This window comes from gamma proteobacterium symbiont of Axiagastus rosmarus (genome assembly GCF_059730925.1).
The window spans coordinates 3,193,246-3,208,247 of the sequence record NZ_AP035925.1 but is presented as its reverse complement, the minus strand read 5'-3'; the positions used below and the strand labels follow the sequence as shown (position 1 = coordinate 3,208,247).

Genomic DNA, 15,002 nt, shown 5'->3' with positions numbered 1-15,002 from the left:
ATGGATGGTAAGGCATCCAGACGGCTAAATCAATCAAAGTCATTCAATCTGCCATTCTCACGGTACGCGCAATCATGCGATACTGCGCGGCACTATTTGCAGCAGGAGTTTCTACGTGGCGAACCCAGTCCCGGCTATTTTTCTCGATCGTGATGGCACCCTGAATGTCGATCACGGCTATGTTCATGAGATCGATAATTTTCAGTTTATTGATGGCACCATTGAAGCGCTGCAGGCGTTAAAGAAGATGGGCTACGCGCTGGTGCTGGTGACCAACCAGTCTGGCATCGCGCGCGGCATGTTTACCGAAGATCAGTTTATGCAACTCACCGAGTGGATGGACTGGTCACTGGCCGATCGCGATGTCGATCTCGACGGCATCTATTTCTGTCCGCATCTGCCTGATGCAACGGTCGTGGAGTACCGCCAGACTTGCGATTGCCGCAAGCCGCAACCGGGCATGCTGCTTTCGGCGCAGAAACACCTGAACATCGATATGGCAGCTTCTTATATGGTGGGCGATAAGCTGGAAGATATGCTGGCAGCAAAGGCGGCAGGCGTGGGAACCAAAGTGCTGGTGCGCAGTGGTAAGCCGGTCACCGCCGAAGGCGAAGCGGCCGCGGACTGGGTGATTGATAGTCTCGCAGACCTGCCGGCGCGCATGAAAAAGGCCTGAAATCAGGCCTTCTGCACAAATCTTAAGCGAACAGTAAAAAAGTTGAAATTTGCACTTGCGCTTCCATAAGTTCGCCCTATAATGCGCCACCACTGAGACGGCAAAGCGGCAACGCAGACGGCTCAGCAGGGCGTGAAGCGATTCACCCCGCCGGAGAAAAACGCTGAAAAAAGTGTTTGACTCTGAAGGAGGAAAGCGTAATATACGCCACCTCGCGACAGCAGGCCGAACGCCGCGTCGCACCGCTCTTTAACAATTTATCAGACAATCTGTGTGGGCACTCGCAGGATTGATATCAGCGTCTCCGGACGTAAAAAATATCAAGTCTTTGCTGAGTGAACACGTAATTCATTACGAAGTTTAATTCACAGAGCATCGCTGCACTCGTTGCAGCAAATCAAACTTAAATTGAAGAGTTTGATCATGGCTCAGATTGAACGCTGGCGGCAGGCCTAACACATGCAAGTCGAACGGCAGCACAGAAGAGCTTGCTCTTTGGGTGGCGAGTGGCGGACGGGTGAGTAATGTCTGGGAAACTGCCCGATGGAGGGGGATAACTACTGGAAACGGTAGCTAATACCGCATAACGTCGCAAGACCAAAGTGGGGGACCTTCGGGCCTCACACCATCGGATGTGCCCAGATGGGATTAGCTAGTAGGTGGGGTAATGGCTCACCTAGGCGACGATCCCTAGCTGGTCTGAGAGGATGACCAGCCACACTGGAACTGAGACACGGTCCAGACTCCTACGGGAGGCAGCAGTGGGGAATATTGCACAATGGGCGCAAGCCTGATGCAGCCATGCCGCGTGTATGAAGAAGGCCTTCGGGTTGTAAAGTACTTTCAGCGGGGAGGAAGGCGGTGAGGTTAATAACCTCGCCGATTGACGTTACCCGCAGAAGAAGCACCGGCTAACTCCGTGCCAGCAGCCGCGGTAATACGGAGGGTGCAAGCGTTAATCGGAATTACTGGGCGTAAAGCGCACGCAGGCGGTCTGTTAAGTCAGATGTGAAATCCCCGGGCTTAACCTGGGAACTGCATTTGAAACTGGCAGGCTTGAGTCTCGTAGAGGGGGGTAGAATTCCAGGTGTAGCGGTGAAATGCGTAGAGATCTGGAGGAATACCGGTGGCGAAGGCGGCCCCCTGGACGAAGACTGACGCTCAGGTGCGAAAGCGTGGGGAGCAAACAGGATTAGATACCCTGGTAGTCCACGCCGTAAACGATGTCGACTTGGAGGTTGTGCCCTTGAGGCGTGGCTTCCGGAGCTAACGCGTTAAGTCGACCGCCTGGGGAGTACGGCCGCAAGGTTAAAACTCAAATGAATTGACGGGGGCCCGCACAAGCGGTGGAGCATGTGGTTTAATTCGATGCAACGCGAAGAACCTTACCTGGCCTTGACATCCAGAGAACTTAGCAGAGATGCTTTGGTGCCTTCGGGAACTCTGAGACAGGTGCTGCATGGCTGTCGTCAGCTCGTGTTGTGAAATGTTGGGTTAAGTCCCGCAACGAGCGCAACCCTTATCCTTTGTTGCCAGCGGCTCGGCCGGGAACTCAAAGGAGACTGCCGGTGATAAACCGGAGGAAGGTGGGGATGACGTCAAGTCATCATGGCCCTTACGGCCAGGGCTACACACGTGCTACAATGGCGCATACAAAGAGAAGCGACCTCGCGAGAGCAAGCGGACCTCATAAAGTGCGTCGTAGTCCGGATTGGAGTCTGCAACTCGACTCCATGAAGTCGGAATCGCTAGTAATCGTAGATCAGAATGCTACGGTGAATACGTTCCCGGGCCTTGTACACACCGCCCGTCACACCATGGGAGTGGGTTGCAAAAGAAGTAGGTAGCTTAACCTTCGGGAGGGCGCTTACCACTTTGTGATTCATGACTGGGGTGAAGTCGTAACAAGGTAACCGTAGGGGAACCTGCGGTTGGATCACCTCCTTACCTGAAGATACTTTCCCGCGAAGTGCTCACACAGATTGTCTGATAGAAAAGTAACGAGCAGGACGGCTGCGAAGTCGTGACACTTTGTGTCCCCTTCGTCTAGCGGTTAGGACTCCGCCCTTTCACGGCGGCAACAGGGGTTCGAATCCCCTAGGGGACGCCACTGCTTGGTGACAGGTGAAAGGTGTCTCCACAGAATATCTCAAAACTGACGGTAACGTCGTGTTTGAGATATTGCTCTTTAACAATCCGGAACAAGCTGAAAATTTGAAACGACGCGTCGCGTTCATTCTCCGTAATAAGAATGAAATTTACGATGCGTTCGGGTCTCTCAAATGCTTGCAGTCCGCAGCGTTGCAAAACGCCTGTGGGTTGTGAGGTTAAGCGACTAAGCGTACACGGTGGATGCCCTGGCAGTCAGAGGCGATGAAGGACGTGCTAATCTGCGAAAAGCGACGGTAAGGTGATATGAACCGCTACAGCCGTCGATGTCCGAATGGGGAAACCCAATGCACTTGTGCATTATCGTTAACTGAATACATAGGTTAACGAGGCGAACCGGGGGAACTGAAACATCTAAGTACCCCGAGGAAAAGAAATCAACCGAGATTCCCCCAGTAGCGGCGAGCGAACGGGGAGTAGCCCAGGACCTGAATCAGCTTGTGCATCAGTGGAAGCGTCTGGAAAGTCGCGCGATACCGGGTGACAGCCCCGTACACGAAGATGCACAGGTTGTGAGTCCGACGAGTAGGGCGGGACACGTGGTATCCTGTCTGAACATGGGGGGACCATCCTCCAAGGCTAAATACTCCTGACTGACCGATAGTGAACCAGTACCGTGAGGGAAAGGCGAAAAGAACCCCGGCGAGGGGAGTGAAACAGAACCTGAAACCGTGTACGTACAAGCAGTGGGAGCCTACCTGTTAGGTGACTGCGTACCTTTTGTATAATGGGTCAGCGACTTATATTCTGTAGCAAGGTTAACCGCATAGGGGAGCCGAAGGGAAACCGAGTCTTAACGGGGCGTTAAGTTGCAGGGTATAGACCCGAAACCCGGTGATCTAGCCATGGGCAGGTTGAAGGTTGGGTAACACTAACTGGAGGACCGAACCGACTAATGTTGAAAAATTAGCGGATGACTTGTGGCTGGGGGTGAAAGGCCAATCAAACCGGGAGATAGCTGGTTCTCCCCGAAAGCTATTTAGGTAGCGCCTCGTGAACTCATCTCCGGGGGTAGAGCACTGTTTCGGCTAGGGGGCCATCCCGGCTTACCAACCCGATGCAAACTGCGAATACCGGAGAATGTTATCACGGGAGACACACGGCGGGTGCTAACGTCCGTCGTGAAGAGGGAAACAACCCAGACCGCCAGCTAAGGTCCCAAAGTCATGGTTAAGTGGGAAACGATGTGGGAAGGCACAGACAGCCAGGATGTTGGCTTAGAAGCAGCCATCATTTAAAGAAAGCGTAATAGCTCACTGGTCGAGTCGGCCTGCGCGGAAGATGTAACGGGGCTAAACCATGCACCGAAGCTGCGGCAGCGACACTATGTGTTGTTGGGTAGGGGAGCGTTCTGTAAGCCGCTGAAGGTGTGCTGTGAGGCATGCTGGAGGTATCAGAAGTGCGAATGCTGACATAAGTAACGATAAAGCGGGTGAAAAGCCCGCTCGCCGGAAGACCAAGGGTTCCTGTCCAACGTTAATCGGGGCAGGGTGAGTCGACCCCTAAGGCGAGGCTGAAAAGCGTAGTCGATGGGAAACAGGTTAATATTCCTGTACTTGGTGTTACTGCGAAGGGGGGACGGAGAAGGCTAGGTTATCCGGGCGACGGTTGTCCCGGTTTAAGCGTGCAGGTGTGAAGACCAGGCAAATCCGGTCTTCTTTAACACTGAGGCGTGATGACGAGCCGCCACGGCGGTGAAGTAACTGATGCCCTGCTTCCAGGAAAAGCCTCTAAGCTCCAGGTAACACGAAATCGTACCCCAAACCGACACAGGTGGTCAGGTAGAGAATACCAAGGCGCTTGAGAGAACTCGGGTGAAGGAACTAGGCAAAATGGTGCCGTAACTTCGGGAGAAGGCACGCTGGCGCGTAGGTGAAGGGACTTGCTCCCGGAGCCGAGGCCAGTCGAAGATACCAGCTGGCTGCAACTGTTTATTAAAAACACAGCACTGTGCAAACACGAAAGTGGACGTATACGGTGTGACGCCTGCCCGGTGCCGGAAGGTTAATTGATGGGGTTATCCGCAAGGAGAAGCTCTTGATCGAAGCCCCGGTAAACGGCGGCCGTAACTATAACGGTCCTAAGGTAGCGAAATTCCTTGTCGGGTAAGTTCCGACCTGCACGAATGGCGTAATGATGGCCAGGCTGTCTCCACCCGAGACTCAGTGAAATTGAAATCGCTGTGAAGATGCAGTGTACCCGCGGCAAGACGGAAAGACCCCGTGAACCTTTACTATAGCTTGACACTGAACATTGAGCCTTGATGTGTAGGATAGGTGGGAGGCTTTGAAGCGCGGACGCCAGTCTGCGTGGAGCCATCCTTGAAATACCACCCTTTAATGTTTGATGTTCTAACGTAGGCCCGTGATCCGGGCTGCGGACAGTGTCTGGTGGGTAGTTTGACTGGGGCGGTCTCCTCCCAAAGCGTAACGGAGGAGCACGAAGGTTGGCTAATCCTGGTCGGACATCAGGAGGTTAGTGCAATGGCATAAGCCAGCTTGACTGCGAGAGTGACGGCTCGAGCAGGTGCGAAAGCAGGTCATAGTGATCCGGTGGTTCTGAATGGAAGGGCCATCGCTCAACGGATAAAAGGTACTCCGGGGATAACAGGCTGATACCGCCCAAGAGTTCATATCGACGGCGGTGTTTGGCACCTCGATGTCGGCTCATCACATCCTGGGGCTGAAGTAGGTCCCAAGGGTACGGCTGTTCGCCGTTTAAAGTGGTACGCGAGCTGGGTTTAGAACGTCGTGAGACAGTTCGGTCCCTATCTGCCGTGGGCGCTGGAGAATTGAGGGGGGTTGCTCCTAGTACGAGAGGACCGGAGTGAACGCACCGCTGGTGTTCGGGTTGTCATGCCAATGGCACTGCCCGGTAGCTAAGTGCGGAAGAGATAAGTGCTGAAAGCATCTAAGCACGAAACTTGCCCCGAGATGAGTTCTCCCTGACCCTTTAAGGGTCCTGAAGGGACGTTGAAGACGACGACGTTGATAGGCCGGGTGTGTAAGCGCAGCGATGCGTTGAGCTAACCGGTACTAATGACCCGTGAGGCTTAACCTTACAACGCCAGAGGCGTTTTGGTTTGAGAGACCGAAAGAATTTTCAGCCTGTGACGGATAAAGAATCAGCTTTGTTCTGCGGACGCGAGTCCGGAGGATTTCGCGCTGAGGCGAGGCGGCAAGCGAAGGAAAGGAAGGAGCATACACGAGTATGTGACTGACTTTGCGAGCGCGGCCAACGCGGCATCAGTGCGAAAGACGCGGGACAGGGCACAAAGAATTTGCCTGGCGGCAACAGCGCGGTGGTCCCACCTGACCCCATGCCGAACTCAGAAGTGAAACGCCGTAGCGCCGATGGTAGTGTGGGGCCTCCCCATGCGAGAGTAGGGAACTGCCAGGCATCAATTTAAGACCCCTAATCGGGTCGTGACCTTCCCGGTGACGCGGAAAGGGCGAAACACCTGAAATCAGCGACGGTCTGATATCAGTACAGAATCGGTGGAGCGGTAGTTCAGTTGGTTAGAATACCTGCCTGTCACGCAGGGGGTCGCGGGTTCGAGCCCCGTCCGTTCCGCCACTTAAATTGAGAAGCCCTGACTGCGAAGTCAGGGCTTTTTCATGTCCGCTAAAAACCTGCCATTGTTGAGTAAAACGCAAAATTCCTCTGCTCATAAGCGGATTTTTCAGCAACAATAATCCTGCCACAATACGCCTCATCGCAACATTCAACGCAATGATGAGGAAAACATGACAATCCCCGCTTTTGGTTTAGGAACATTTCGTCTGCAGGACGATGTCGTTATTCATTCAGTGAAAACCGCACTGGAACTCGGTTATCGCACTATCGATACAGCTCAAATTTATGAAAACGAAGCTGCCGTAGGTCAGGCTATTGCTGAAAGCGGCGTGGCACGTGATGAGCTGTTTATCACCACTAAAATCTGGACTGAGAATCTCGCCGCCGACAAACTGATCCCCAGCCTGCAGCAGAGCCTGGCGAAACTGCGTACCGACTATGTCGATTTGACGCTGATTCACTGGCCATCGCCGGGTGCAGCGGTATCGGTCAAAGAGAGCATGCAGGCATTGATGGCAGCGAAAGAGGCGGGACTGACGCGTCAGATTGGTATCTCCAACTTCCCGATTGCCCTGATGAAAGAGGCCATTGCCGCTGTGGGCGCAGAGAACATTGCAACCAACCAGATTGAGCTGCACCCGTTCCTGCAAAATCGCCAGGTCGTGGACTTCGCGAAACAGCAGGGCATTCACATCACTTCATACATGACGCTGGCATATGGCGAAGCGTTAAAAGAACAGGTGATAAAGCAGATTGCGCAGAAACATCAGGCCACACCCGCGCAGGTCGTCCTGGCGTGGGCACTGGCACTGGGTTATGCCGTGATCCCCTCCTCAACCAAACGTGAGAACCTGGCCAGCAATATGGCGGCGCAGGATCTGACACTGGATGCGGACGACATGGCGCAGATCGCCGCGCTGGATCGTCAGCAGCGTCTGGTCAGCCCGGAAGGCCTGGCACCAGACTGGGATTAATTCTCCCATGTATCAGCCCTGCACGCGCCAGGGCTGATCTCTGACCCACTCGCTGAGAAAATCAATAAAGGCCCGCACGCGCTGGCTCACCCCTAAATCGCTGTAATACACCGCATTAAAAGGCATCTCAACCGGTACCGACTGGTGCGCCAGCACCTCAACAAAAGTGCCCGCCGCAATTTCCGCATTCACCATAAAGTCCGACAGGCAGGCGATACCCTGATCGTTCAGGCACAGCTGCTTGATCGTCTCTCCGCTGTTTGATGACATCGCCGCGTCAATTTCATACAGATCGCTGCCATTGGCCGACACGGGCCAGCGATTAAGACGAGGCGTCTCGACAAAACCGAGGCACTGATGATGTGCCAGCGCCTCCACCGACGCCGGCGTACCATATTTCGCCAGATAAGCTGGCGTAGCGACCATTTTACGATAGCTGGTGAACAGCAGCCGGGCACGCAGCGTGGAGTCGGTTAAATCCCCGGCACGAATAGCGACATCCACTTTACGATCGATCAGGTTGATAAAGCTTTCAGAGGAGATTAGCGATAGCGTGACCGCCGGATAGCGCTCGCGAAAGGGTTTAATCATCGGCATCAGCAGGTTAAGGATCACTGGTGTTGCCGCGTCGATGCGCAGCACGCCCTGTGGCGCCTGCTGGCGCTCAATCAGCTCATTCTCTGCCGTCGCCATCTCAAGGATCAGCTTCTGCACGCGCCGGAAATAGAGTTCGCCTTCATAAGTCAGCGCCAGCTGACGGGTGGTACGCGTCAGCAGCGACACGCCAAGCTTGTTCTCCAGCTTCTTCACCGTGCGGCTCACCGCTGAATTGGCCATCTGTAACTGCTCCGCTGCACGGCTAAAACTGCCGCTTTCTACCACAGCGATAAAGACTTTTAACTCCTCTGAAGATGCCTTCATTATGCCTCCTCAGGCAAAAGTTTATTGTTACTTTGCTTCTTTTTGTTATTAAAGCACGAGTCGATAATGGCGCCCATCAAAACATTATTGGGAGTCAACCATGCCACTTGCACTCTGGGCGCTGACCATCAGCGCCTTCGCTATCGGAACCACCGAGTTTGTTATCGTCGGGCTGATTCCGACCATCGCTGAACAGCTCAGCATTACGTTACCTTCTGCCGGGATGCTGGTATCCATCTACGCGCTTGGCGTGGCCGTCGGCGCGCCAGTGCTGACCGCCTTAACCGGCAAGCTGCCGCGCAAGCAGTTGCTGATGGGTCTGATGGCGCTGTTTACCGTCGGTAATCTGGTGGCCTGGCTGGCACCCAACTATGAAACGCTGGTGATGGCGCGTCTGCTGACCGGACTGGCGCACGGCGTTTTCTTCTCCGTCGGCTCAACCATTGCGACCAGCCTGGTAAGCAAAGAAAAGGCTGCCAGTGCGATAGCCATCATGTTTGGCGGCTTAACCGTGGCGCTGGTCACCGGCGTACCACTTGGCACACTGATTGGTCAGCATTTTGGCTGGCGTGAAAGTTTTCTGGCGGTCTCTCTGCTGGGTGTGATTGCACTGGTCAGCAGTATGATACTGGTACCGCGTAACATCGCACAGCCGCCTGCCACCTCCCTGGCACAACAGGCCGCGGTGATGATTAATCCGCGTTTGCTGCTGATTTACGCGATTACTGCGCTGGGCTACGGTGGCATCTTTACCACCTTTACCTTCCTGGCACCGATGATGCAGTCACTGGCCGGTTTCTCGCCGACCGCCGTCAGCGGCGTGCTGCTGGGGTACGGTATTGCAGTGGCGATCGGGAATATCTGGGGCGGCAGGCTGGCCGATCGCCGCGGGGCGGTACCGGCGCTGACGCTGATTTTTATCGCGCTGGCCATACTGTTAGTGGTATTCCAGTTCACCGCCAGCATGCATTACCTCGCGCTGCTCACGGTGCTGGTGATGGGCGTCTTTGCCTTTGCTAACGTACCTGGCCTGCAGGTTTACGTGGTGCAAAAGGCTGAACACTATGCGCCAGGCGCAGTTGATGTCGCGTCAGGGCTGAATATCGCGGCCTTTAATATTGGCATCGCACTGGGTTCAACCGTCGGCGGTCACATCGTGGAACATTACGGTCTGGCGCAGACGCCATGGGTGGGTGCCGTCATCGTGTTTGCGGCTCTGCTGCTGGTCCGCCTCAGCGGCCAGCTGGATAAGCCACGCGCGGCAGCCATCATTGAATAAGCCACACAACAGCCTGCCGCATGGCGGGCTGTTGCCGTTGCTGGCTGTGAGGCGAATTCCGACAATCAATAACAGCAATTGAAACCCCGCGCTAAAATCCCTATAACAGTCAGGTGAAGTTGTAGTCGTAAATCAGCCAGGCGGGACAGTGCGAAAAAAAACTTATGCAATGCGGTATGTAGCAGGTCAGCCTGCTGAGCGGATTTTTCCGCCAGGGGCGATGCTGCATCTTGGGCAGGCGTTACCGCCCGGTGCACCGCTGCCAGCCGACCCAACCCTGCGCGTGCTGGTATGGAATATCTTCAAACAGCAGCGGGCAGACTGGATGTCAGTACTGCAGGGCTTCGGTAAAGATGCCCATCTGGTGCTGCTGCAGGAAGCGCAGACCACACCGGAACTGGTGCAGTTCGCCACCAGTAATTATCTGGCGGCCGATCAGGTACCGGCCTTTGTGCTGCCGCAACACCCCTCTGGCGTTATGACGCTGGCTTCTGCCCATCCGGTCTACTGTTGTCCGCTGCGTGAGCGTGAGCCGCTACTGAGGCTGTCTAAATCCGCTCTGGTCACTGCCTATCCGCTTCCCACCGGCGAAATGCTGATGGTGGTCAACATTCATGCGGTCAATTTCAGCCTCGGCGTTGATGTGTACAGCAAACAGCTGGGGCCGATTGGCGAGCAAATCCAGCATCATCGCGGGCCGGTGATCATGGCCGGCGACTTCAATGCCTGGAGCCGTCAGCGTATGAACGCGCTCTACCGCTTTGCCCGTGAGATGGCGCTGCGCGAAGTAAACTTTACTGATGATCATCGACGCAAAGCCTTCGGCCGCCCGCTGGATTTTGTCTTTTACCGCGACATGAAAGTCAGCGAAGCATCGGTGCTGGTGACGCGTGCCTCTGACCACAATCCTCTGCTGGTTGAATTCAGTCCCGGCGCGGCTAAACGTTAAGCCAGGCGCGGCGCGCCAAAGGCGAATGATTCACTGCGCTGATGCCGCACCCTGCTCAATAAGCCACTTCAGACTGCTAAAGGCATGGCGCAACGGCGATAATAACGAGGTTTACGCGTGAGTGTGTCGGACTGCGGGAACGGGAAAAGGTAAATAATGAAAAAGGCTGACAAAAGTCAGCCTTTTCGGTGCATCAGGTATCAGGTGTTGCGCTATTCTTCACAAACAGCGTCAGCTTGTCGCCGGGCTGAATGTCTTTAGCGTCACTGTTCCAGCGCATCACGTCTTTGGTGTTAACACCGTGACGTTTGGCGATACTGGCAAAAGAATCACCCTTACGTACACGGTAGGTGATGCTGTTGCCGTTATCCGCCAGCTGCGACGCGCCAGCTTTGCTGCCAACGGTCAGTGTCTGACCGATGCGTACTGACGCACTGCGCAGGTTATTCTGCTGCTTCAGTGCACTAACGCTCACACCAAGCTTACTGGCAATGCCCGATAAGGTGTCGCCTTTGCGGACCTTATAGCTATTGCCTGCAGCGCTGACTTTCGCCAGCTCGCCGGGCTGTACCGCAGCAATATCACCGGAAGCCAGTGAATTGCGCAGCTGAGCCACGTTGGACTTTGGCACCATAATATAGTGCGGTCCGTTTGGCGCGGTGGTGCCGTTTTTATACCCGGCATTGAATGTCTTCAGCTTGCTGAGCGACATACCGGCCATATCTGCGGCCTGCGTCAGTTCAATCTGCTGTCCCACTTCAACGCGAGCCAGTGCACGGCTCTCATTCGCGGTTGGCAGCTTAATACCGTAACGCTTGCTGTTCTTGAGAATATCACTCAGGGCCAGCATTTTAGGTACGTAAACCGTGGTCTCGCGTGGCAGCGACAAATGCCAGAAGTCGGTCGGCTTACCGCGCGCCTTGTTCTGTTTCATCGCCTTCAGCACACGCCCTTCACCGCTGTTATAGGCGGCGATGGTCAGTAACCAGTCACCGTCAAACATGCCGTTCAGACGCTGCATCATATCCAGCGCAACTTTGGTTGAGGCCACCACATCGCGGCGTCCGTCGTACCATTGGTTCTGTTTCAAACCATAGTTTTTGCCCGTTTGCGCAACGATCTGCCAGATGCCAGCGGCATTCGCAGAAGAGGTTGCGTGTGGGTCAAAAGCGCTCTCCACTATGGGTAGCAGTACCAGTTCCATCGGCATTTTACGTTTCTGTATCTGCTCGACAATCCAGTACATGTACGGCTCTGCCCGTAATGTTACATCGTGGAGATAGCTCTTATTTTTTAAGTACTTTGTTTTTTGTTCGCGGATTCGCGGGTTTTCCGGAATCCCCATCTTCAACTCGTCACTAATGTGATTCCAGAGATCAGTGTCTTCTGCGAGGCTGGTTCCATCATCTTGCCAGCGCGGCGACAACAAGCGATCTCCGTACTTTCCATTTTCACCTTGACCAGCTGAAGACAGACTCTGTGCATGCTGTACCGGGATACTGGCGTCATTCCTTGATGCCTGACATCCAACCAGCAAGACCGAGGCGAGTAATATCGCTTTAGCCTTCATGTGTGTGTCAATAGTTCGCTTAAAAGACGAGCAACTATACGTTAGCGACCGGCACAACACAACCAGAAATATCAAAAACGGTCTTTCTTCTCGCGTAGATCGGCAAAAGTCTGCCATAACGGAGCCGACGACACATTAATGCCTAAAGCCTTTTGCAAATCAGGATCTTGCGTACGCAGGAATAAATTTATTTCACGCTCCAGCGCCAGTTTTGTTGGCAAAGTAATGCGATTTTCTGCGCGTAAGTCCTTAATTTGCTGATACCTTGCCAAAATTTTCGGGTCCTGAGGCAGAATAGCCGCAGCAAACTTCATATTGGATAAAGTGTATTCATGCGCACAGCAGATAAGCGTATCGGCAGGGAGTTGATTAAGCGCTTGAAAAGACTCAAACATTTGCTGCGCAGTGCCTTCGAACAATCGTCCGCAGCCACCCGAAAACATCGTATCGCCACAGAAAAGATAAGGTGAGCTGAAATATGAGATATGTCCTAAAGTGTGTCCAGGCGTTGCGATGACGCGGAAATTTAGCCCGAGCAGCGTAAATTCATCACCGTCACTGGGAATAGTGCGCGCGCCTTTATCGGCGGTCTCCTGCGGACCATAAACCTCAAGTTGTGGATAGTGCTCCAGCAGTTCGCTAACGCCGCCCACGTGATCGTGATGATGATGGGTCAGCAGAATGGCCTGCGGCTGCCAGTGATTGGCGTGAATTTTTTCCAGCACCGGTCGGGCTTCACCCGGATCGACAATCAGACAGCGTCCCTGTTCATCGTTCAGTGTCCAGATGTAGTTATCCTGCAACGCGGGAATACTGGTAAGATTCATAAACACCTCTCAGGTCGTAGAAAAAGGAAAATGGTAGAGCATGAAGCCAGCGAAAACACGCCAAATCCTGACTGCGCCGCGCTCCTGGCAGGATATGCCCTGGGGCGACTATTTCCGCGACGCGTTAACCCAGCAACTGCAACCGTATCTCGGCAAGCTGTACGGCTTTCATATGCTTAAAATTGGCAGCCTCAGCGCAGAAATCAATACCCGCCAGTGTGCCATATCGCATCAGGTTAATGTGGGCGATGAGGGCGATGGGCTGCACGTCATCGCCAGCGCAACGCAGTTGCCGTTTGAAGCCAAATCGATTGATGCCTGTCTGCTGGCACACACGCTAGCCTGGAGCCAGGATCCGCACCGCGTCCTGCGCGAAGTGGATCGTGTACTGATTGATGACGGCTGGATGATTATCAGCGGCTTCAATCCGTTCAGCCTGCTGGGCATCAGTAAAGGCCTGCCCGGATTACAGCGCCGCGCACCGTGGAGCGGACGGATGTTCAGCCAGGTGCGCCTGCTCGACTGGCTGAGCTTACTCAACTATGAAGTGGTGTATCGTACGCGCTTTCAGGTGGTGCCGTGGCACCGCCAGGGCGGCAAGATGATCAGCACGCACCTGCCGGCGCTGGGCTGTCTGAATATCGTGGTTGCGCGTAAGCGCACCTTCCCGCTGACGCCGGGCAAAGTAAAGATGATGCCCGGCAAAACCCAGTTACGGCCAGCAGTCAATGCCACGCGGCAGTTTCGGGAAGCCAGCGATCAGGACTCAACCTGATAGCCAATATCGTCGAGGGAAGGATTGCCGGCAGCGCTGCGTGCCAGTTCATCGCAGCGTTCGTTCTCCGGATGACCGGCATGGCCTTTTACCCACTCCCACTGAATCTGATGGGTACTGAGCGCCGCGTCGAGTCGCTGCCACAGATCAACGTTCTTCACCGGCTTCTTTTCTGCGGTTTTCCAGCCGCGCTTTTTCCAGTTGTGAATCCAGCTGGTGATGCCCTGGCGCACATACTGGCTGTCGGTACTAAGCACCACGTCACACGGCTGGGTCAGCGCTTCCAGTGCCACAATGGCCGCCATCAGCTCCATGCGATTATTGGTAGTAAGGCGATAGCCGGCGCTGAATAATTTCTCGTGCTGGCGGTAGCGAAGAATGGCGCCGTAGCCGCCGGGACCGGGATTGCCCAGGCAGGATCCATCGGTGAATATTTCTACCTGTTTGCGCATCTCTGGTAGACTTCCTTCTGACAAAACGCCAAGTCTGACATAAAACGAGTCCTATGAGCACTGCAAATAACCGCCAGATCGTCCTCGATACCGAAACCACCGGCATGAACATGATCGGGGTGCATTACGAAGGACATCGCATCATTGAAATCGGTGCGGTTGAGGTGATCAACCGTCGCCTGACCGGCAACAACTTCCATATGTATCTCAAGCCCGATCGGCTGGTGGATCCGGAAGCGTTCGGCGTACACGGTATTGCCGATGAATTCCTCGCCGATAAACCGACCTTTGCGCAAATCGCCGACGAATTCCTCGATTACATTCGCGGCGCGGAGCTGGTGATCCATAACGCTTCGTTCGACATCGGCTTTATGGATTACGAATTTGCCATGCTGCAGCGCGACATCGGTAAGACAGAAACCTTCTGTCAGATCACCGATAGCCTGGCGATGGCGCGTAAAATGTTCCCGGGCAAGCGCAACAGCCTGGATGCGCTGTGTAACCGTTTCGAGATCGACAACAGCAAACGTACGCTGCACGGCGCTTTGCTTGATGCCGAGATTCTGGCCGAAGTGTTCCTCACCATGACCGGCGGCCAGACCTCGCTGGCGTTTTCAATGGAAGGCGAGCAGAGCAATCAGGTGGCAGGCGAGCATATACAGCGCATCGTTCGTCCGGGCGCCGGCCTGCGCGTGGTTAGCGCCAGCGATGAAGAAATAATGGCGCATGAGAGCCGGCTCGATCTGGTGCAAAAGAAGGGCGGCAGCTGCCTGTGGCGCGCCTGAAGCCGCTGATTTTGCGTGGAAAAGCGTCGTTAAGCTGAAAAAACCGCCA

At 54.6% G+C, this 15,002-nt stretch carries 9 protein-coding genes, 2 tRNA genes, 3 rRNA genes and 1 pseudogene; 11 read left to right on the top strand and 4 right to left on the bottom strand.

Features of this window, described 5'->3' with window-relative positions; genetic code table 11:
* The first annotated feature begins 115 nt into the window (after positions 1 to 115).
* From gmhB to dkgB, 7 genes are all read left to right on the top strand, one after another.
* Positions 116 to 676, top strand: coding sequence for a D-glycero-beta-D-manno-heptose 1,7-bisphosphate 7-phosphatase (gmhB, locus tag AC6I8F_RS15270; protein ID WP_141496279.1), 561 nt, complete (start codon positions 116 to 118; stop codon positions 674 to 676).
* A gap of 405 nt (positions 677 to 1,081) precedes the next feature.
* Positions 1,082 to 2,623: ribosomal RNA gene (locus AC6I8F_RS15265) — 16S ribosomal RNA — on the top strand.
* Positions 2,624 to 2,711: 88 nt separating this feature from the next.
* Positions 2,712 to 2,786, top strand: a tRNA-Glu gene (locus AC6I8F_RS15260).
* Between the two features lie 215 nt (positions 2,787 to 3,001).
* Positions 3,002 to 5,905: ribosomal RNA gene (locus AC6I8F_RS15255) — 23S ribosomal RNA — on the top strand.
* Positions 5,906 to 6,128: 223 nt separating this feature from the next.
* A 5S ribosomal RNA gene (gene rrf, locus AC6I8F_RS15250) occupies positions 6,129 to 6,244 on the top strand.
* The 16S, 23S and 5S rRNA genes sit together here with 2 tRNA genes alongside, the layout of an rRNA operon.
* Positions 6,245 to 6,344: 100 nt before the next feature.
* Positions 6,345 to 6,421: transfer RNA gene (locus AC6I8F_RS15245), tRNA-Asp, on the top strand.
* 170 nt (positions 6,422 to 6,591) lie between these two features.
* Positions 6,592 to 7,395: a 2,5-didehydrogluconate reductase DkgB gene (gene dkgB, locus AC6I8F_RS15240; protein WP_348878559.1), complete on the top strand. Its 804-nt coding sequence runs from the start codon at positions 6,592 to 6,594 to the stop codon at positions 7,393 to 7,395.
* 12 nt (positions 7,396 to 7,407) lie between these two features.
* Here dkgB and yafC read toward each other — a convergent pair whose 3' ends face one another.
* A complete protein-coding gene (gene yafC, locus AC6I8F_RS15235) occupies positions 7,408 to 8,316 on the bottom strand; it encodes a DNA-binding transcriptional regulator YafC (RefSeq protein WP_125310440.1) in 909 nt (302 codons plus the stop codon).
* Positions 8,317 to 8,416: 100 nt separating this feature from the next.
* On the opposite strand from yafC, the gene AC6I8F_RS15230 reads away from it, so the two are divergent.
* Both AC6I8F_RS15230 and AC6I8F_RS15225 read left to right on the top strand, forming a co-directional pair.
* Positions 8,417 to 9,595, top strand: coding sequence for an MFS transporter (locus AC6I8F_RS15230; RefSeq protein WP_125310438.1), 1,179 nt, complete (start codon positions 8,417 to 8,419; stop codon positions 9,593 to 9,595).
* 148 nt (positions 9,596 to 9,743) lie between these two features.
* A complete protein-coding gene (locus AC6I8F_RS15225; RefSeq protein ID WP_031279675.1) occupies positions 9,744 to 10,544 on the top strand; it encodes an endonuclease/exonuclease/phosphatase family protein in 801 nt (266 codons plus the stop codon).
* Positions 10,545 to 10,737: 193 nt separating this feature from the next.
* Here AC6I8F_RS15225 and mltD read toward each other — a convergent pair whose 3' ends face one another.
* Positions 10,738 to 12,114 carry a murein transglycosylase D gene (gene mltD / locus AC6I8F_RS15220; protein WP_031279674.1) on the bottom strand — a complete coding sequence of 459 codons (1,377 nt, stop codon included), beginning with the start codon at positions 12,112 to 12,114 and terminating at the stop codon, positions 10,738 to 10,740.
* Between the two features lie 71 nt (positions 12,115 to 12,185).
* Positions 12,186 to 12,941 carry a hydroxyacylglutathione hydrolase gene (gene gloB / locus AC6I8F_RS15215; RefSeq protein WP_125310436.1) on the bottom strand — a complete coding sequence of 252 codons (756 nt, stop codon included), beginning with the start codon at positions 12,939 to 12,941 and terminating at the stop codon, positions 12,186 to 12,188.
* A gap of 40 nt (positions 12,942 to 12,981) precedes the next feature.
* On the opposite strand from gloB, the gene AC6I8F_RS15210 reads away from it, so the two are divergent.
* Positions 12,982 to 13,716 carry a class I SAM-dependent methyltransferase gene (locus AC6I8F_RS15210; protein WP_021507307.1) on the top strand — a complete coding sequence of 245 codons (735 nt, stop codon included), beginning with the start codon at positions 12,982 to 12,984 and terminating at the stop codon, positions 13,714 to 13,716.
* On the opposite strand, the pseudogene rnhA reads toward AC6I8F_RS15210, so the two are convergent.
* Positions 13,701 to 14,268: pseudogene (gene rnhA / locus AC6I8F_RS15205) on the bottom strand (ribonuclease HI). The gene AC6I8F_RS15210 and the pseudogene rnhA sit on opposite strands and share 16 nt — an antisense overlap.
* Here rnhA and dnaQ point away from each other — a divergent pair.
* Positions 14,222 to 14,953, top strand: coding sequence for a DNA polymerase III subunit epsilon (dnaQ, locus tag AC6I8F_RS15200; RefSeq protein ID WP_058776026.1), 732 nt, complete (start codon positions 14,222 to 14,224; stop codon positions 14,951 to 14,953). The pseudogene rnhA and the gene dnaQ sit on opposite strands and share 47 nt — an antisense overlap.
* Positions 14,954 to 15,002: the final 49 nt, after the last annotated feature.